This is a genomic window from Streptomyces sp. WY228 (assembly GCF_019287315.1).
Classification (GTDB): domain Bacteria; phylum Actinomycetota; class Actinomycetes; order Streptomycetales; family Streptomycetaceae; genus Streptomyces; species Streptomyces caviscabies.
On the sequence record NZ_CP079114.1, the window covers coordinates 1,210,470 to 1,228,555 of the forward strand.

General features: G+C 71.5%; 17 protein-coding genes. 2 read left to right on the plus strand and 15 right to left on the minus strand.

The genetic code is table 11. The features are described 5' to 3' along the window. Positions 1 to 88 precede the first annotated feature (88 nt). A complete protein-coding gene (pyrR, locus tag KV381_RS04930) occupies positions 89 to 673 on the minus strand; it encodes a bifunctional pyr operon transcriptional regulator/uracil phosphoribosyltransferase PyrR (RefSeq protein WP_030085979.1) in 585 nt (194 codons plus the stop codon). A 222-nt stretch (positions 674 to 895) separates the two neighbouring features. On the opposite strand from pyrR, the gene bldD reads away from it, so the two are divergent. Continuing rightward, positions 896 to 1,396: a transcriptional regulator BldD gene (gene bldD / locus KV381_RS04935; protein WP_014157378.1), complete on the plus strand. Its 501-nt coding sequence runs from the start codon at positions 896 to 898 to the stop codon at positions 1,394 to 1,396. A gap of 174 nt (positions 1,397 to 1,570) precedes the next feature. Here the strand turns inward: bldD and nusB are convergent, their stop codons facing one another. From nusB to KV381_RS05000, 13 genes are all read right to left on the minus strand, one after another. Continuing rightward, positions 1,571 to 2,002: a transcription antitermination factor NusB gene (gene nusB / locus KV381_RS04940; RefSeq protein ID WP_030085975.1), complete on the minus strand. Its 432-nt coding sequence runs from the start codon at positions 2,000 to 2,002 to the stop codon at positions 1,571 to 1,573. 2 nt (positions 2,003 to 2,004) lie between these two features. Beyond that, positions 2,005 to 2,571, minus strand: coding sequence for an elongation factor P (gene efp, locus KV381_RS04945; protein ID WP_018515205.1), 567 nt, complete (start codon positions 2,569 to 2,571; stop codon positions 2,005 to 2,007). 50 nt (positions 2,572 to 2,621) lie between these two features. Next, positions 2,622 to 3,728, minus strand: coding sequence for a M24 family metallopeptidase (locus tag KV381_RS04950; protein ID WP_086778511.1), 1,107 nt, complete (start codon positions 3,726 to 3,728; stop codon positions 2,622 to 2,624). A 71-nt stretch (positions 3,729 to 3,799) separates the two neighbouring features. Then, positions 3,800 to 4,735: an AAA family ATPase gene (locus KV381_RS04955; RefSeq protein WP_218784729.1), complete on the minus strand. Its 936-nt coding sequence runs from the start codon at positions 4,733 to 4,735 to the stop codon at positions 3,800 to 3,802. 142 nt (positions 4,736 to 4,877) lie between these two features. Next, the gene (gene aroQ, locus KV381_RS04960; protein ID WP_030633251.1) at positions 4,878 to 5,318 is read right to left on the minus strand and encodes a type II 3-dehydroquinate dehydratase; all 441 of its coding nucleotides are present in this window, start codon (positions 5,316 to 5,318) and stop codon (positions 4,878 to 4,880) included. Continuing rightward, complete coding sequence (aroB, locus tag KV381_RS04965; protein ID WP_078611243.1) at positions 5,315 to 6,952, minus strand: 3-dehydroquinate synthase; 1,638 nt, start codon at positions 6,950 to 6,952, stop codon at positions 5,315 to 5,317. Before aroB ends, aroQ begins: the two co-directional genes overlap by 4 nt. Continuing rightward, positions 6,949 to 8,133: a chorismate synthase gene (gene aroC, locus KV381_RS04970; RefSeq protein ID WP_030085964.1), complete on the minus strand. Its 1,185-nt coding sequence runs from the start codon at positions 8,131 to 8,133 to the stop codon at positions 6,949 to 6,951. The genes aroB and aroC overlap by 4 nt, the downstream gene beginning before the upstream one ends. 144 nt (positions 8,134 to 8,277) lie before the next feature. After that, positions 8,278 to 9,105, minus strand: coding sequence for a shikimate dehydrogenase (locus KV381_RS04975; protein ID WP_218784731.1), 828 nt, complete (start codon positions 9,103 to 9,105; stop codon positions 8,278 to 8,280). After that, complete coding sequence (gene mltG, locus KV381_RS04980; protein ID WP_218784733.1) at positions 9,102 to 10,850, minus strand: endolytic transglycosylase MltG; 1,749 nt, start codon at positions 10,848 to 10,850, stop codon at positions 9,102 to 9,104. The genes KV381_RS04975 and mltG overlap by 4 nt, the downstream gene beginning before the upstream one ends. Before the next feature lie 100 nt (positions 10,851 to 10,950). Beyond that, the gene (ruvX, locus tag KV381_RS04985; protein WP_030085960.1) at positions 10,951 to 11,424 is read right to left on the minus strand and encodes a Holliday junction resolvase RuvX; all 474 of its coding nucleotides are present in this window, start codon (positions 11,422 to 11,424) and stop codon (positions 10,951 to 10,953) included. Positions 11,425 to 11,432: 8 nt separating this feature from the next. Next, a complete protein-coding gene (gene alaS, locus KV381_RS04990) occupies positions 11,433 to 14,102 on the minus strand; it encodes an alanine--tRNA ligase (protein ID WP_030085959.1) in 2,670 nt (889 codons plus the stop codon). Next, positions 14,102 to 14,440, minus strand: coding sequence for a DUF6167 family protein (locus KV381_RS04995; protein ID WP_030085957.1), 339 nt, complete (start codon positions 14,438 to 14,440; stop codon positions 14,102 to 14,104). The genes alaS and KV381_RS04995 overlap by 1 nt, the downstream gene beginning before the upstream one ends. 7 nt (positions 14,441 to 14,447) lie before the next feature. Next, positions 14,448 to 14,909, minus strand: coding sequence for a DUF948 domain-containing protein (locus tag KV381_RS05000; RefSeq protein WP_030085955.1), 462 nt, complete (start codon positions 14,907 to 14,909; stop codon positions 14,448 to 14,450). A 175-nt stretch (positions 14,910 to 15,084) separates the two neighbouring features. Between KV381_RS05000 and KV381_RS05005 the strand changes: the two genes are divergently transcribed. Continuing rightward, positions 15,085 to 17,304, plus strand: coding sequence for an AAA family ATPase (locus tag KV381_RS05005; RefSeq protein ID WP_030633264.1), 2,220 nt, complete (start codon positions 15,085 to 15,087; stop codon positions 17,302 to 17,304). A gap of 17 nt (positions 17,305 to 17,321) precedes the next feature. On the opposite strand, the gene rpsD is transcribed toward KV381_RS05005, so the two are convergent. Next, the gene (rpsD, locus tag KV381_RS05010) at positions 17,322 to 17,936 is read right to left on the minus strand and encodes a 30S ribosomal protein S4 (protein ID WP_006123201.1); all 615 of its coding nucleotides are present in this window, start codon (positions 17,934 to 17,936) and stop codon (positions 17,322 to 17,324) included. Positions 17,937 to 18,086 lie beyond the last annotated feature (150 nt).

Below are 18,086 nucleotides of genomic sequence, written 5' to 3' on the forward strand. Positions count from 1 at the left end.
TTCTCCGGGTGGCTGGAGGGGGTTTCAGGCATGCGGGCGCGCAGAAGGGCGCCGTACGTCCCCACAGGGGCGTACGGGAGGGTTCGGGCTACTGCGCGTCCGCGGGGGCGGTCTGCTTGACGCCGAGCAGCACGGCGTCGCGGCCGTCCTCCTCGGCGAGCTGGACCTTGACCGTCTCCCGCAGCGACGTGGGGAGGTTCTTGCCGACGTAGTCCGCGCGGATCGGGAGCTCCCGGTGGCCGCGGTCGACGAGGACCGCGAGCTGCACCGCGCGGGGGCGGCCGATGTCGCCGAGCGCGTCGAGGGCGGCGCGGATCGTGCGGCCGGAGAAGAGCACGTCGTCGACCAGGACGACCAGGCTGCCCTCGATCCCCTCGCCGGGGATGTCGGTGCGGGCCAGGGCGCGCGCCGGGCGCAGCCGCAGGTCGTCGCGGTACATCGTGATGTCGAGCGATCCGACCGGCGTCTTCCGGCCGGTGATCTGTTCGAGTTTGTCGGCGAGCCGGCGGGCGAGGAAGACGCCCCGGGTCGGGATGCCGAGCAGCACCACGTCGTCGGCGCCCTTGGCGCGTTCGACGATCTCGTGGGCGATACGGGTCAGAACACGGGCGATGTCGGGGGCCTCGAGAACGGGGCGCGCCGCGTTGCCGGTGTCGTCGTGCTGTGCGTCCATAAGAAACGGACCTCCTTCTCCGCCTCACGGGACGGATCGTTAAAGGACGTCGAAATTGCGTCATCCACGCTACCAGGGCTTGTGCTCGGCCCTGACCCCGCCCCCGGGAGGTGCCGGTCCGGACCATTCGGCTTGACGCATCCAAGTAACGCTGCGTAACCTCACAGTGAGTTACCAGCCACGCGGCGGAGCCGCACACTGTTCCAGCGTCCGGGGAGCCATATGTCCAGCGAATACGCAAAACAGCTCGGGGCCAAACTTCGTGCCATCCGCACCCAGCAGGGCCTTTCCCTCCACGGCGTGGAGGAGAAGTCCCAGGGCCGCTGGAAGGCCGTCGTGGTCGGTTCGTACGAGCGCGGCGACCGTGCCGTGACCGTGCAGCGCCTCGCCGAGCTGGCGGACTTCTACGGGGTCCCGGTGCAGGAGCTGCTGCCCGGCACGACGCCGGGCGGAGCCGCCGAGCCGCCGCCGAAGCTCGTTCTGGACCTGGAGCGCCTCGCCCACGTCCCGCCGGAGAAGGCCGGTCCGCTGCAGCGCTACGCGGCGACCATCCAGAGCCAGCGCGGTGACTACAACGGCAAGGTGCTCTCGATCCGCCAGGACGACCTGCGCACGCTCGCCGTGATCTACGACCAGTCGCCTTCCGTGCTCACGGAGCAGCTCATCAGCTGGGGCGTGCTGGACGCGGACGCGCGCCGCGCGGTCGCCCACGACGAGGGCTGAGCGGGCGGGGCCGGACCCCACAGCAGAAACGTACCGCCGGGCGGGCGGGGACCTTCGGGTTCCCGCCCGCCCGGCGTTGGTGCGCCCGGTGTCGCGGCGGGTACACCGAAGGGCCCACGGTCGGCTGACCGTGGGCCCTTCGAGGCGTGTGCGACCGAACCGTCGCGGCCGGGGCTACTGCTCCCGGCGGAGGTTCGGCTTGAGGTCCTTGAAACGGGCCAGCAGGCCGTTCACAAAGGCCGGGGAGTCATCCGTGGAGAACTCCTTGGCGAGCTGGACGGCCTCGTCGATCACCACGGCGTCCGGGGTCTCGTCCATCCAGATCAGCTCGTACGCACCGAGCCGCAGGATGCTCCGGTCGACGACCGGCATTCGGTCGATCTCCCAGTCCACGGCGTAGGTGACGATGAGGTCGTCGATCCGGTCCGCGTACTGCGCGTACCCCTCGACGAGCTCCATCGTGAATTCGCCGACCGGCGGCTGACGGTCGTCGGTCCGCGAGTGCCGAACCCAGTCCGCGAGGACGCTCTGCACGGACTCACCGCGCTGGTCGGCCTCGAAGAGAATCTGGAAGGCACGCTTGCGGGCCTTGTTCCGGGCAGCCACGGTTAGCTGTTCACCCGGCCGAGGTAGTCGCCCGAGCGGGTGTCGACCTTGATCTTCTCGCCGGTGCTGATGAAGAGCGGCACGCCGATCTCGTAACCGGTCTCCAGGGTGGCGGGCTTGGTGCCGCCGGTGGAGCGGTCGCCCTGCACGCCCGGGTCGGTGTGCTGGATCGTCAGCTCGACGGCGGCGGGCAGCTCGACGTAGAGCACCTCGCCCTCGTGCTGGGCGACGGAGGCGGTGAAGCCCTCGATCAGGAAGTTGGCGGCGTCGCCGACGGCCTTGCGGTCGACCATGAGCTGGTCGTACGTGTCCATGTCCATGAAGACGAAGTACTCGCCGTCCATGTACGAGAACTGCATGTCACGGCGGTCAATGGTGGCCGTATCGACCTTCACGCCGGCGTTGAACGTCTTGTCGACGACCTTGCCGGAGAGCACGTTCTTGAGCTTGGTGCGCACGAAGGCGGGGCCCTTGCCGGGCTTGACGTGCTGGAACTCGACGACGGACCAGAGCTGGCCTCCGTCGAGCTTGAGCACCAGGCCGTTCTTGAGGTCGTTCGTGGAAGCCACGGTTGCGGAATCTCCTGGACTGAAGCTGGTGGAACGACCGAGGATGCGCGCTAGAGCGCGAGCAGCTCCTTGGTCGTCATGGTGAGTAGCTCGGGTCCGCCGTCCGCCTCGGGGCGCACGACGAGCGTGTCATCGATCCGGACACCGCCCCGGCCCGGGAGGTGGACCCCCGGTTCGACGGTGACCGGCACACAAGCGTCCAGTTTACCCATGGCTGTCGGTGCCAGTTGCGGGTCCTCCTCGATTTCGAGCCCCACACCGTGCCCGGTCCTCGGCTGAAGACCCTCTCCGTGCCCCGCGGATTCCAGCAGGTGCCGGGCGGCGCGGTCCACGTCCCGGTAGGCGGCCCCCGGCGCCAGGGCCTCCCGGCCGGCCCGCTGAGCGGCGAAAACGAGGTCGTAGAGCTCGATCTGCCACTCGGCGGGCGCGGTGCCGATGACGAAGGTCCGGCCGATCTCGCAGCGGTAGCCGTGGTAGCTCGCGCCCAGCCGGACGGAGAGGAAATCCCCCTCCTCCACCCTGCGGTCGGAGGGCCGGTGGCGGCCCTGGCCGGAGTTGGGGCCGGTGGCCACGGAGGTGGCGAAGGCGGGGCCGTCCGCCCCGTGGTCGACCAGGCGGCGCTCCAGTTCGAGGGCGAGGTGCCGCTCGGTGCGGCCGACCAGGATCGATTCGAGGAGTTCACCGAGGGCCTGGTCGGTGATCTCCGCGGCGATCCGGAGGCAGCCGATCTCCTCCTCGTCCTTGACGATCCGCTGCTGCTCCACGGTGAAGCCCAGATCGGCCAGGTCCAGGCGCGGGGCGGCCTTCCCCATGGCCCGGTGCCGGGCCACGGTCAGATCGTGCTCCTCGACGGCGAGCGAACCCGCGCCCGACGCGGCGGCGAGGCCCGCGGCGGCGACCACCGGATCCGCGTCCGGTACGGGCAGGAGGTCGATCCGGAGCGCCTCGTCGGGCCGCCCGTGGGCGGGTTCAGCGGTCGGGGCGCGGGGGCAGAGCAGAACGTCCTCGCCGGGGCCGAGCAACAGCACGGCGCCGGGCGGCGCTCCGCCCGCGAGATAGCGGACGTTGGCGGGGCGGGAGACCAGGGCGGCCGCGGACCCCGCGGCGGCGCACCGGTCGCGGAGCAGCCCGCGTCGGACGGCGTGCACCTCTGACATGGTTCGAGCGTACGAGCGGGGGCGGAGGGCCGCCCGGCCAGCGCACCCGACCGGGGTGCGGAGCGCTGTCGTCACCAGGCGGGCGGGCTCGCGATGGAGCGGGCCAGCACGTCGTCCAGGACGCGGGCGGTGGTCTCGACGTCGTACGTGGAGTTGTCGATGATCGGGAGGCCGGAGCCGTACCAGCCGGCCATCCGGCCGTGGATGCGGGCGACCTCCTCGTCGGAGAGCCTGCGGTTGCCGCTGCGGGCGGCGTTGCGCTCCAGGACGATCTCCAGGCCGGGCAGCAGGACCACGGGCAGCAGGCCGGGGCCCACATGGCGCTTCCAGCCGCCGAGGCCGACGACCGGGCGGTCGGGGAAGACGGCGTCGTCGAGGATGCAGGAGATGCCGTTGGCGAGGAAGTTACGGGCGGCGAAGCCGCAGGTGCGGCGGGCCAGCCGGTACTGCGCCTCGGAGTGGTCGTTCCAGCCGGCCTGCGGGTCGGCGAAGCCGGAGCAGACCCACTCGCGGACGTCGTCGAGGGAGACATGGGCGGTGGGCACCCGGCGGCGGGCGGCCCAGAGCTTGGCGACGGTGGTCTTGCCCGCCCCGGCCGGGCCGATGAGCAGCACGGCGAGCGTCGCGCCGCCGGTGCCGGGCTCGGCGGGGGGCGCGGGCAGCGGTACGGGACCGCCCGGGGGCAGCTGGACGTGCCCGGTGTGCCCGACGGCCTCCCTGGCGGGGGGCGTGGGGCCGGTGCCGCTCCAGCCGTGCTGCGGGGCCTGGCCGGGAGCCTGCGGAGGCGGTGCCTGGCCGGGGGCCGGAGGGGGCGGGCCCTGCCCCGGAGCGGGGGGCGGCGGCGCCTGGCCCGGGCCCTGGAGAGGCGGGGCCTGACCGGGGGCCGGGGGCGGGGGTATCGGGGGCGTGCCGGGGTGACCGGGGTGCTGGGCCTGGTACGGCCGGCCGACGTGCCCGATACCGGGTCCGTGGGGCGGCGGCAGCGGGGCCCCCACTGCGTGCTGCATCCGGTGCCACTCCGTCTCGTAACCGCAACTGACGCTGATGGGACGGCTACCGTACCTTCCCGGGCCGTCTCAGGGTGAACGGCCCGGGAGGGTGCGAAGTGCCCGTCGGCCGCGCGGCGGGACGGACGGGAACCGCGGGGTGTCAGTTCGTCAGTTCGTCGGCCAGGGCGCGCAGGGCCAGCCGGTAGGAGCCGATGCCGAACCCGGCCACCGTTCCCGTGGCCACCGCCGCGACCACGGAGGTGTGCCGGAACTCCTCGCGGGTGTACGGATTGGAGATGTGCACCTCGATCAGCGGGGCGGTGCGCTGGGCCGCCGCGTCCCGCATGCCGTACGAGTAGTGCGTGAAGGCGCCGGGGTTGAGAACGACCGGAATCGATCCGTCCGCCGCCTCGTGGAGCCAGCGGATCAGCTCGCCCTCGTCGTTGGTCTCGCGCACCTCGACGTCGAAGCCGAGCTCCTTGCCGAGCACGGTGCAGGTCTCGACGAGTCCGGCGTAGGAGGTGGCTCCGTAGACGTCGGGCTCGCGCGAGCCGAGCCGGCCGAGGTTCGGGCCGTTCAGGACGAGGACCCTGCGGGTCACGCGGAGACCTCCCCGTAGGCGGCGAGCAGCACGGCCGGGTCGGGGCCCTCCAGGACGGTGGGCTTGCCGATGCCGTCCAGGACGATGAAGCGCAGCAGGTCGCCGCGGGACTTCTTGTCGACCTTCATGTTCTCCAGCAGCTTGGGCCACTGGTCGCCGCGGTAGGCGAGCGGCAGGCCCACCGACTCCAGGACGCTGCGGTGCCGGTCGGCGGTGGCGTCGTCGAGGCGTCCGGCGAGCCGGCCCAGCTCGGCGGCGAAGACCATGCCGATGGAGACGGCCGCGCCGTGGCGCCACTTGTAGCGCTCGTTCTTCTCGATGGCGTGGGCCAGGGTGTGGCCGTAGTTGAGGATCTCGCGGAGCCCGGACTCCTTGAGGTCGCTGGAGACGACCTCGGCCTTGACCCGGATGGACCGCTCGATCAGCTCGGCGGTGTGCGGACCGGCCGGGGTACGCGCACCCTCGGGGTCGGCCTCCACCAGGTCCAGGATGACCGGGTCGGCGATGAAACCGGCCTTGATGATCTCGGCCATGCCGGAGACGTAGTCGTTGACCGGCAGCGATGCGAGCGCGGCGAGGTCGCAGAGCACACCGGCGGGCGGGTGGAAGGCGCCGACGAGGTTCTTGCCCTCGGCGGTGTTGATGCCGGTCTTGCCGCCGACGGCCGCGTCGACCATGCCGAGCACGGTGGTCGGGATCGCGATCCAGCGGACCCCGCGCAGCCAGCTGGCCGCGACGAACCCGGCGACGTCCGTGGTCGCGCCGCCGCCGATACCGACGATGACGTCGGTGCGGGTGAAGCCGGTCTGGCCGAGCGCCTTCCAGCAGTAGGCGGCGACCTCGACGGTCTTGGCCTCCTCCGCGTTCGGCAGCTGGATGGCGATGGCCTCGTAGCCCTGGTCGGCGAGGTCCTGGCGGACCGCCTCACCGGTCTCGGCGAGCGCCTCGGGGTGCAGCACGGCGACCCGCTGGGCGCGGTCGCCGATGAGCTGGGGCAGCTCGCCGAGGAGCTGGTGGCCGACGAGGACCTCGTACGGGTCGGAGCCCGCGGAGCCTGCGACCTGGATGCGGGTGGGGCCCTGCTGCGTCATACCGGTGTTCTCCACGCCGGGGGCGGCTTGGCCCTCCGGCAGTTCCAGTGCGTCGATGATCGCCTGGGCGACCTCTTCGGGGGTGTGTTCGTCGGTGGCGACGACGGTACGGGCGACCTCTTCGTAGAGGTGACGGCGGGCGTCCATCAGCTCGCGCCACTGCCGGCGCGGGTTGACCGCGAGCAGCGGGCGGGCGGCGCCGAGGCCGACGCGGCGGACGGCCTCGTCCACGTCCATGGAGAGGTAGACGACCGGCCGGCCGGCCAGCAGCTCCCTGGTCGCCCGGTCCAGGACGGCTCCGCCACCGAGGGAGAGGACGCCCGGGTGCCCGGCGACGGCCGCCTCGACGGCGCGGCGCTCCAGGGCCCGGAAGTGCTCCTCGCCCTCGTCGTAGAAGATCTCCGCGATCGGCTTGCCGGCCTCGGCGACGACGTCCGCGTCGGTGTCCCGGTAGGTGGTGCCGAGCCGGGCGGCGAGCAGTTCGCCGACGGTGGACTTGCCGACGCCCATCGGGCCGACGAGGACGACCAGGGGGCCGCTCATCGGATCTGGAGGTGGTCGAGGTACGACTGGACGTTGCGGCGGGTCTCGGCCACGCTGTCGCCGCCGAACTTCTCCGCGACCGCGTCGGCCAGGACCAGGGCGACCATCGCCTCCGCGACGATGCCCGCCGCCGGGACGGCGCAGACGTCGGAGCGCTGGTGGTGGGCCTTGGTGGCCTCGCCGGTGGTGACGTCCACGGTGGCCAGCGCGCGCGGCACGGTCGCGATGGGCTTCATCGCGGCGCGGACGCGCAGCAGTTCGCCGGTGGTGAGGCCGCCCTCGGTGCCGCCGGAACGCCCGGAGGTGCGCCGGATGCCCTCGTCCGTGGCGACGATCTCGTCGTGCGCCTTCGAGCCGGGGACCCGGGCCAGCTCGAAGCCGTCGCCGACCTCGACGCCCTTGATGGCCTGGATGCCCATGAGCGCGGCGGCGAGCCGGGCGTCCAGTCGCCGGTCCCAGTGCACGTGCGAGCCGAGCCCGACGGGCACGCCGTACGCCAGCACCTCGACGACGCCGCCGAGGGTGTCGCCGTCCTTGTGGGCCTGGTCGATCTCGGCCACCATCGCCTTGGAGGCATCGGCGTCCAGGCAGCGGACCGGGTCGGCGTCCAGCTTCTCCACGTCGGCGGGGACCGGGAGGACGCCGTAGGGCGCCTTGGCGGCGGCCAGCTCGACGACATGGCTGACGATCTCGATGCCCGCGGTCTCCTTGAGGTAGGAGCGGGCGACGGTTCCGAGGGCCACGCGGGCGGCGGTCTCCCGGGCGCTGGCGCGCTCCAGGATCGGCCGGGCCTCGTCGAAGCCGTACTTCTGCATCCCCGCGAGGTCGGCGTGGCCGGGCCGGGGGCGGGTCAGCGGGGCGTTACGGGCGAGCTGGGCCAGCTCGTCGGGGTCGACCGGGTCGGCCGACATGACCTGCTCCCACTTGGGCCACTCGGTGTTGCCGACCATGACGGCGACCGGGGAGCCCATGGTGAGGCCGTGGCGTACGCCGCCGAGGAAGGTGACCTCGTCCTTCTCGAACTTCATCCGCGCACCGCGCCCGTAACCGAGCCGTCGCCTGGCCAGCGCCTCCGCCACCATCTCCGTGGTGATCGGGACACCGGCGGGAAGACCCTCCAGCGTCGCCACCAGTGCGGGACCGTGCGACTCGCCTGCGGTCAGCCAGCGCAACCTGCTCAACGGTGCTCCTCATGCTCGCGCCTGAATCCAACGGCGCCACCGGGTGCGCGGCCCTGGCCCGCCGCATCCGATCCTCCCACGAACGGAGGCACGATCCGGTCGCCGGTCCAGCAGACGGACCGGCGGGGCCCGACGCGTGGCCCGTCAGCGGGCGGCGAGCGCCGCTTCCCCGGCCTGCCGCATGGCGGCCAGCGGGGCCGGAACGCGGCCGGTCATCTGCTCGACCTGGAGCAGGGCCTGGTGCACGAGGAGGTCGAGCCCGCCGACCACCGCCCCGCCGCGCGCGGACCAGGCGGCGGCGAGCGCGGTGGGCCACGGCTCGTACAGCACGTCGAAGAGGATGCCGGGGGTCTCCGGTACGGATCCGGCCAGGGCGTCGGTGGCCCCGGCCGGGGTGGTGGCGATGACCAGGGGTGCGCTCAGTGCCGCCGCCGCGTCCGTCCAGTCGGCGATCACGACGTCGACGCCGAGCCGGTCTCCCCAGGCGCGCATCTCGGCCGCGCGCTCGGCGCTGCGCACATAGGCGGTGACCGGTCCGGCGCAGATCGCCGCGAGCGCGGCCAGCGCGGAGGAGGCGGTGGCGCCGGCGCCGAGGACGGCGGCGGTCTCGACCTTGTCGACGCCGCGTTCGCGCAGGGCGGCGATCATGCCGGGGATGTCGGTGTTGTCGCCGACGCGGCGGCCGTCCTCGGTGAAAACGACCGTGTTGACGGCCTCCACGGAGGCGGCCGTCGCGCTGATCTCGTCGAGCAGCGGGATGATCGCGCGCTTGAGCGGCATGGTCAGCGACAGCCCGGCCCAGGAGCCGTCAAGACCCTCGATGAATCCGGGCAGCGCGGCCTCGTCGACCTCGAACCGGTCGTAGGACCAGTCCTCCAGGCCGAGTTCGGCGTACGCGGCGCGGTGCAGGACCGGGGAGAGGGAGTGGGCGATGGGCGAGCCGAGGACGGCGGCCCGGCGTGGCTCGCTCACTGGCCGGCCTTCCCGTCCTCGTACTCCCGACGGTTCTTCTCGTGCTCCGCGTTGGTCTCGGCGAAGACCGTCTTGTCCTCGTTGATCGAGACGAAGTAGTACCAGGGGCCCGGTGTGGGGTTCATGGCCGAGTGCAGTGCGTCCGCACCCGGATTGCTGATGGGGCCCGAGGGCAGACCGATGATCTTGTACGTGTTGTACGGGTCGTCGATCTTCCGCAGATCGTCGACGGCACCCACGTCCAGCGTGCTCTGGCCCTTGATGTAGTTGACCGTGGAGTCGAATTCCAGCCGCCCGACGGTCTCCATGTTGCCCGGCTTGAGACGGTTGTAGACGACCCGCGCGACCTTGTCGAAGTCGTGCTTGTACTTGCCCTCGACCTGCACGAGGCTCGCGACGGTGATGAGCTCCCACGGGCTCTTGAGACCGAGCTTCTTCGCACTGGTCTTCAGGTCGGCCTTGTCGTACTCCTTGTTCGCCCGCTTCACCATCCGCTGCAGGGCGTCCTCGGGCTTCGACCCCTTGGGAACCGGATAGGCCGCCGGGTAGAGGAAGCCCTCCAGCGGGTCCTTCACATCCGGGTTGTCGTCGGCCCAGTCGGGCAGGCCCAGCGACTCCGCCTTGGTCTTGGCGACCTTCGCCGTGGTGCCTTCCTTCAGCTCCAGCCGCTTGTCGATCATCTCGTAGACCTTGACGTTACGGGTCCCCTCCGGGATCACGAACGCGTTCTGGCTCTTGGGGTCGAGCATCAGGTCGATCGCGCTGGCGGCGGACATCTCCTTCTTCAGGAGGTAGACGCCGGCCTGGAGCAACTTGCCCTTGGGGTTGTCGTTCTGCGCCGCGACGAAGGCGTCGGAGGACTTGATGACGCCCTTCTTGCGCAGGATGTTGGCGATGTCGTAGCCGAGCGACCCTTCCGGGATCTCGACCTCCACCTCGCCGCTGCCCGTCCCCGCGAAGTCGGCCGGAGCGCCGAACTGCTTCTTCCAGAAGGTGTAGCCGACGTAGCTGACTCCGCCGAGGCCGCCGAGCAGGACCACGGAGACCACCAGGCAGGCGCAGCCGCTGCGGCTCTTTTTCTTCTTGGTCTTGCCGCCCCGGCGCGAGGCGCGCGATCCGTCGTCGTCCGGGTCCTCGTCGCCGTCGCGCGGCTCACGGCCGGCCGGATCATCCGCACCGGTGAAGAAAGGGTGCGTCTCTTCCTGCGGCTCGTCCGGGTCCCAGTCCGTCGACGGCTGCTGCTGGTGCTGTTCCTGCTGCTGGTGTTGCTGCTGCTCGGGCGCGGCCTCGCGGCGGCCCGGGGGCTGCGGCGGCGGGTAGGCCTCGGGGGTGCCGTAGTAGTCCTGCGTCGCGTCGTAGCCGCCGGGCTGCTGCGCGTACGGGTCCTGGGGCTCGGCCCCGTACGGCATGGCGGTCTGCTGCCCGGTGTCCCAGCCGCCGTTGTACTGCGGCTGGGCACCCTGCTGCTGTGCGTACGGGTCCTGCTGGGGCGCGCCGTACTGCTGGTGGTTCTGCTGCGGCTGCTGTCCGTACTGCTGGTGCTGCTGCTGGTCGTACGGCTGCTGCGGGTACTGCTGGTGGTTCTGGTACTGCTGGGCGTACGGGTCCTGCGGATAGGACTGCTGCTGGTCGCCGTACTGGCCCTGGCCGTGGGCGGCCTGCTGGCCTCCCCATCCCTGGTCCCCGTACAAGGGGTCCTCGGGATGCCACGGTTCGGAGCCGGGGCCCCGGCCATACTCAGTCATCGATCCCCTAGAGCCGCGAGACGACGTTCCGTCTCTTCGCTTCGCTGTGCGGTGTTTGTTCGAACACCGCCGCATCGCGCGGAACGTTACCGTATCGCGATCAGACAACCACTTCGACGCCCTCACCGGGGGGATTGCCAGACGCCCGTTCGGACTCCAGAGCGTTCTGGAGGATCACCACAGCGGCAGCCTGGTCGATGACGGACCGGCCCTTCTTGGACTTCACGCCCGAGGCGCGCATCCCCTGAGCGGCCGTCACCGTGGTCATCCTCTCGTCCACCAGTCGCACCGGAACGGGCGCGATCGAACGAGCGAACACCTGCGCGAACTCCCGGACCTTGGCGGCCGCGGGCCCCTCGCCGCCGCCGAGGGAGCGCGGCAGGCCGAGGATGACCTCGATCGGCTCGTACTCCTCGACGAGTCCGCGGAGCCGCCGGTGGGCGGCCGGGACATCGCGTCCCGGCACGGTCTCCACCGGTGTGGCCAGGATCCCGTCGGGGTCGCACGAGGCGACCCCGATCCGGGCGTCCCCGACGTCGACGGCGAGCCGTCGGCCGCGGCGCATCTCCGTCATCCCGCTCGTCACGCCGTCTCGGTGACGAGGCGTTCGACCGCGGCGACGGCGTCGCCGATGGCGGCCGGGTTCGTGCCGCCGCCCTGGGCGACGTCCGGCTTGCCGCCGCCACCGCCGCCGAGGGTCTTGGCAGCCGTACGCACGAGGTCACCGGCCTTGAGGCCGCGCTCGCGGGCCGCCTCGTTGGTGGCGATGACGGTGAGCGGACGGCCGTTGGCCGTGGTGAACAGGGCCACGACGGCCGCGCGGTCGCCCTGGATGCGTCCGCGTACGTCCAGGACCAGCTTGCGCAGGTCGTCGGCGGAGGTGCCGTCGGGGACCTGGCCGGTGACCAGGGCGACGCCGCGGACGTCCTTGGCGGACTCGACGAGCCCGGCGGCGGCCGCGAGGACCTTCTCCGCGCGGAACTTCTCGATCTCCTTCTCGGCGTCCTTCAGCTTGCCGAGCATGCCCGCGATCTTCTCCGGAAGCTCCTCGGGACGGCCCTTGACCAGCTCCTGGAGCTGGGCGACGACCGTGTGCTCCTTGGCGAGGAAGTTGTACGCGTCGACACCGACGAGGGCCTCGATGCGGCGCACGCCGGAGCCGATGGAGGACTCGCCGAGCAGCTTCACCAGACCCAGCTGGGCGGTGTTGTGGACGTGCGTGCCGCCGCACAGCTCCTTGGAGAAGTCGCCGATGGTGACGACGCGGACCCGCTCGCCGTACTTCTCGCCGAACTCGGCGATGGCGCCCTGCTTCTTGGCCTCGTCGATGGACATGACCTCGGCCTGGACGTCGAGTTCCCGCGAGAGGACCTCGTTGATCCGCTGCTCGACGTCGGTGAGGACCGTGCCGGGAACGGCGGCGGGCGAACCGAAGTCGAAGCGGAAGCGGCCCGGCGAGTTCTCGGAGCCGGCCTGGGCGGCCGTCGGGCCGAGCGCGTCGCGCAGCGCCTGGTGCGTGAGGTGGGTGGCGCTGTGGGCGCGGGCGATGGCGCGGCGGCGGGTGTTGTCGATGGAGGCGAAGACGGAGGCTCCGACCGTCACCTCGCCGACCTGGACGACGCCTTTGTGGACGTGGACGCCGGGGACCGGCTTCTGCACGTCGCGGACCTCGATCACGGCGCCGGTGTCGAGCCGGATCCGGCCGGTGTCGGCGAGCTGGCCGCCGCCCTCGGCGTAGAAGGGGGTGCGGTCCAGGACGACCTCGACCTCGTCGCCCTCGGTGGCGGCGGGCGAGGGCACCCCGTCGACCAGCAGGCCGACGATGGTGGACTCGCCTGCGGTGGAGGTGTAGCCGGTGAACTCGGTGGCGCCGGAGGTGTCGGCGACCTCGCGGTAGGCGGACAGGTCGGCGTGACCGGTCTTCTTGGCGCGGGCGTCGGCCTTGGCCTTGTCGCGCTGCTCCTGCATGAGGCGGCGGAAGCCGTCCTCGTCCACGGAGAGCCCCTGTTCGGCGGCCATCTCCAGGGTCAGGTCGATCGGGAAGCCCCAGGTGTCGTGGAGCAGGAACGCCTTGTCGCCGGCGAGGACCTGGCCACCGGCGGCCTTGGTCTCGGTGACGGCGGTCTCCAGGATGTTGGTGCCGCCCTTGAGGGCCTTGAGGAAGGCGGCTTCCTCGGCGAGCGCGACCGTCTCGATGCGCTTGCGGTCGGTGATCAGCTCCGGGTACTGCAGGCCCATCGTGTTGATCACGACGTCGACCAGCTCGTTGACGACGGAGCCGGTGGCGCCCATCAGGCGCATGTTGCGGATGGCGCGGCGCATGATGCGGCGCAGCACATAGCCGCGGCCCTCGTTGCCGGGGGTGACGCCGTCGCCGATGAGCATCACCGACGTACGGATGTGGTCGGCGACGACGCGGAGCGAAACGTCCGTGCTCTTGTCGGCGCCGTACCGGACGCCGGTCAGCTCGGTGGCCTTGTCCATGACGACGCGCAGGGTGTCGGTCTCGTACATGTTCTGTACGCCCTGCAGGATCATGGCGAGGCGTTCGAGGCCGAGACCGGTGTCGATGTTCTTCGACGGCAGGTCCCCGAGGATCGGGAAGTCCTCCTTGCCGTCGCCGGCGCCGCGCTCGTACTGCATGAAGACCAGGTTCCAGATCTCCACGTAGCGCTCGTCGTTGACGGCCGGGCCGCCCTCGACGCCGAACTCGGGGCCGCGGTCGTAGTTGATCTCGGAGCAGGGGCCGCAGGGTCCGGGGACGCCCATGGACCAGAAGTTGTCCTTCTTGCCCAGGCGCTGGATGCGCTCGGCCGGGACGCCGATCTTGTCGCGCCAGATCTGCTCGGCCTCGTCGTCGTCGAGGTAGACGGTGATCCAGAGCTTCTCGGGGTCGAGGCCGTAGCCGCCGTCCTCCACGGAGTTGGTCAGCGCCTCCCAGGCGAGCTGGATGGCGCCTTCCTTGAAGTAGTCCCCGAAGGAGAAGTTGCCGCACATCTGGAAGAAGGTGCCGTGCCGGGTCGTCTTGCCGACCTCTTCGATGTCCGGCGTACGCACGCACTTCTGCACGCTGGTGACGCGCGGGGCGGGCGGCTTGACCTCACCGAGGAAGTACGGCTTGAAGGGGACCATGCCCGCGGGGACCAGCAGCAGAGTCGGGTCGTCCGCGATGAGCGACGCCGAAGGCACGGCGGTGTGACCGCGCTCCTCGAAGAAGCTCAGCCAGCGGCGGCGGATTTCAGCCGACTCCATCAGTGGTCCTCATTCCGGTTGTTCGTTTTGTAGGGAAGTGTGCGGTACGTGTTCGCGGGCTCGGCCGCTTCGACGGCGAAGTGCCGCTGTACGGGAAGATCGGGGTCGACCGGTGCGTCCAGGCCCAGGGCGCCGCCCAGTTCGGCTTCGCGGCGGACCATGCCCTCCCGTACGTCGAGGGCGAAGTCCTTGAGCTTGTGACCGGCCTCGATCGCCTTGTCCGCGGCCTGCGCCGCGAGGCTTTCGGGGGTCAGCTGCTTGAGCTTGCGGTTGACCTTGGTGGTGGCCCACACACCGGCGGCTGCGCCGGCGGTGAACCAGAACGTGCGGCGGAACATCGCTCGATCAGTCCTTCTGTCCGCGGGCGTTTCGGCGTTCGCGCCTGCGTCCGCGCGCCGAGGGTACGGTCCGGCCGACGATCACCGTGCGGCGGGCGGAGCCACGGCCCCGCGCGCGCTCCGGTTCGGGCTCCGGCGTGGTGCGGCGGCCGAGTGCCTGCCGTACGCCGTAGCCGAAGGCGGCGACCTTGACGAGGGGGCCGCCGAACGTGGAGGCGACGGTGGTGGAGAGCGCCGAGGCGTTGGAGGTGACCTCCTGGACGTCGCTCGCGATGGCGTCGACCTTGTCCAGCTGGGTCTGCGCGGAGCGCACCGTCGCCGAGGCGTCGGCCAGCAGCGGAACGGCCTGGTCGGTCACGTCCGCCACGAGTTTGGTGGTCGCCCTGAGCGTCTGGGCGAGCCTCACCAGCACCACGGCGAGGAACGAGACCAGGATCGCCCAGAAGACGGCCACGAGGATCCCGGCCACCTCTCCACCGGACACTGTGCACCGCTCTCTGCTCGTCGCTCGGGCCCTGCCGGGCCTTGTTCCACGAGCCTATCGCGCCGCGCATCTCCTCCCCTACCGCATTCCCCGCGGGCGGGGCGGGAGTTGTCTTACGCGATTGTACGGAGAGCTTTCAAGCCAGTACTCTGCGTGTTTCATGCGACGCCTGCAGGACCCCTCCCCTCATCCCGATGATCCGGACGCCCGCCGCCCGGCCGTGCCCGGCGATCTCCCGGCCGAACTGAACCCGTTCGTGGGACGTGAGGACGAACTGACCGAGCTGGGCGGACTGCTGGAGGAGTCCCGGCTCGTGACCGTCGCCGGGGTGGCGGGCGTGGGCAAGACCCGGTGCGTGACCCGGGTCGCCGCCCTGCGGGAGAAACGGTACTGCGACGGGGTCCTGCTGGCCGAGCTGTCCGCCGTACGCCACCCCGACCTGCTGGAACACGCCCTGGTCGACGCGCTGGGCCTGACCGACCACACCAGCAGGCCGCCCCGCGCCGTCCTCGTCGAACACCTCTCCGAGCGCCGGACGCTGCTGGTGATCGACGGCTTCGAGCACCTCGTCGACGCCTGTGCCGATCTCGTCACCGAACTGCTGCGCCGGGCGCCGCGCCTCCAGGTGCTCGCGGCCGGGCGCTGCCCGCTCCGGGTGGACGGGGAACGGACGTACCCGCTCGCACCGATGTCCGACGAGGACGCGGTGGAGCTCTTCACCGAACGGGCGCGCGGGGTGCGGCCGGGCTGGCGGCCGACGGCGGGCGAGCGGACGACCGTGCTGGAGCTCTGCCGCCGTCTCGACGGGATTCCGCTGGCCCTGGAGCTGGCGGCCGGGCGGCTGCGCGCCCTCTCGGTGGAGCAGGTGCTGCTGCGGCTGGACGACCGGTTCCGGCTGCTGACCGGCGGCCGTCGCGGTGCGCCGCCGCGCCACCAGACGCTGCGTACGGCGATCGGCTGGAGCCATGAGCTGTGCACGCCGGAGCAGCGGCTGCTGTGGGCGCGGCTGTCGGTGTTCGCCGGGCAGTTCGACCTGGAGGCCGCGGAGTACATCTGCGGCGGGGCGGATCTGCCGGCCGACGCGGTGCTCGATGTGCTGGACGAGCTGATCGCCCAGTCGGTGGTGGAGCGCGAGGACGGGCCGGCCGGCGCCCGCTACCGGCTGCTGGACACGGTCAGCGAGTACGGGGCGCAGTGGCTGGCGGCCACCGGGGACGCCCAGCGGCTGCGACGGCGGCACCGGGACTGGTTCCTGGGGCTCGCGACCTGGTGCGAGCTGGACTGGTTCAGCCCCCGCCAGGCGGAGGTGGCGGCGCGGATCGACAGCGAGCTGCCCAATCTCCGCCGGGCGATGGAATGTTCGATGGAGAGCCCCGACGAGGTGCATCTGGCACAGCATCTGGCGGGCACGCTGTGGTTCTACTGGACCGGTTGCGGCCGGCTGTCCGAGGGGCGGCACTGGCTGGACCACGTCCTGGAGGAGCCGACCCCGCACGATGCCGCGCGGCTGAAGGTGCTGTGGGTGCTGGGCTATGTGGCGGTGCTGCAGGGCGACGCGGTCGGCGCGATCTCGGCGCTCCAGGAGTGCCGGGAGGAGGCCGAGCGGACCGGGGACGCGACGGCGCTGGCGTACGCGGTGCACCGCACGGGGTGTCTGGCGATCGTGACGGACGACATGGAGCGGGCCGAGGAGCTGCTGCGCGACGCCCTCGGCCGGTACCGCGAGGTCGGCGAGCTGAACAGCAATGTGCTGATGGCACAGGTCGAGCTGGCCATGGCGGTGGCGTTCCTCGGCGATCTGGAAGCGGCGGCGGTGATCTGCGACGAGGTCCGGGAGATCTGCGAGGACCACGGGGAGCGGTGGGCGCTGGCGTACGCGCTGTACGTCCTCGCGTACGCGGCGCTGCGGCGTGGGCGGCCGGCCCGGGCGCGGCAGATGCTCGGGGAGTGTCTGACGATCGGCCGGACCTTCAACGATCTGCTCGGCACGGTGCTGTCGCTGGAGCTGCTGGCCCTGGTGACGGCGGCGGAGGGGGACGCCGAGGAGGCCGCCGTGCTCCAGGGCGCGGCGGAGGGCATCTGGCCCTCGGTGGGTCTGCGGCTGTTCGGCTCGGCGTTCTACGGGCGGCCGCGGGCGGAGTGCGAGGAGCAGGCGCGCCGGGAGCTGGGGAACGCGGCGTACGAGGAAGGGCTGCGGGCGGGCCGGCGGCTGGATCCGGACACCGCGGTGGCCCGGGCGCTGGCGGGCGGACCGGGCTCGTCGGTGGACGCGCCGGGCGCGGGCGGCGGGGCGCCGGGCGGACCCGGACCCGGCCCCGGGGGAACGCGAAGGCCCGCCGCCTCCCGGATGATCGGGAGGGGCGGGCCGGAGCGCTGGTGAGAGCGGCTACGCCTGGATCAGCGGGCGTAGTACTCGACGACGAGCTGCTCGTCGCAGATCACCGGGATCTCCTTGCGGTTCGGGTCCCGGTCCAGGCGGAAGGCCAGGGCCTTCAGGTTCACCTGGAGGTAGCGCGGGGTCTCGCCCTCGGTGTCGTAGCCACCCTCGCGGGCCACCTGGAAGGGGACCTTGGAGCGGCTGCGCTCGCGGACCTGGACGATGTCGTCCGGGCGCACGCGGAAGGACGGCTTGTCGACCTTGCCGCCGTTGACCTCGATGTGGCCGTGGACGACCATCTGGCGGGCCTGGTAGATGGTGCGGGCGATGCCCGAACGCAGGACCAGGGCGTCGAGGCGACGCTCGAGCTCGACGACCAGCGCCTCGCCCGTCTTGCCTTCGGCCTTCTTGGCGCGGTCGTAGGCACGCGCCATCTGGCGCTCGCTGATGTCGTACTGCGCACGCAGGCGCTGCTTCTCCAGCAGACGGACCTTGTAGTCCGAGTTCTGCTTGCGGCCACGGCCGTGCTCGCCCGGCGGGTACGGACGAGCTTCGAAGTACTTGACAGCCTTCGGCGTCAGGGCGATGCCGAGGGCACGCGACTTCTTGACCTTGGGACGCGACTGGTTAGGCACGTTCTCCAGACCTCCGTTGTAGGTTAGGTTAGGCTTACCTTACTCAAGGAGATCGCATGTCTCGCCCTGGGAACACCACTCACGTCACGGACAGCACAGACAGCGGCAGCACCTCAGAGGAGGATGCTGCTACGACGGAAGGCCGATCAG

Bases quoted from the DNA above. Each gene is read 5' to 3' on its own strand.
- pyrR (WP_030085979.1), bottom strand. From the start codon at position 673: ATGGACGCACAGCACGACGACACCGGCAACGCGGCGCGCCCCGTTCTC.
- bldD (WP_014157378.1), top strand. From the start codon at position 896: ATGTCCAGCGAATACGCAAAACAGCTCGGGGCCAAACTTCGTGCCATC.
- KV381_RS04950 (WP_086778511.1), bottom strand. From the start codon at position 3,728: ATGTCAGAGGTGCACGCCGTCCGACGCGGGCTGCTCCGCGACCGGTGC.
- KV381_RS04955 (WP_218784729.1), bottom strand. From the start codon at position 4,735: ATGCAGCACGCAGTGGGGGCCCCGCTGCCGCCGCCCCACGGACCCGGT.
- aroB (WP_078611243.1), bottom strand. From the start codon at position 6,952: ATGAGCGGCCCCCTGGTCGTCCTCGTCGGCCCGATGGGCGTCGGCAAG.
- mltG (WP_218784733.1), bottom strand. From the start codon at position 10,850: ATGACTGAGTATGGCCGGGGCCCCGGCTCCGAACCGTGGCATCCCGAG.
- ruvX (WP_030085960.1), bottom strand. From the start codon at position 11,424: ATGACGGAGATGCGCCGCGGCCGACGGCTCGCCGTCGACGTCGGGGAC.
- alaS (WP_030085959.1), bottom strand. From the start codon at position 14,102: ATGGAGTCGGCTGAAATCCGCCGCCGCTGGCTGAGCTTCTTCGAGGAG.
- KV381_RS04995 (WP_030085957.1), bottom strand. From the start codon at position 14,440: ATGTTCCGCCGCACGTTCTGGTTCACCGCCGGCGCAGCCGCCGGTGTG.
- KV381_RS05005 (WP_030633264.1), top strand. From the start codon at position 15,085: ATGCGACGCCTGCAGGACCCCTCCCCTCATCCCGATGATCCGGACGCC.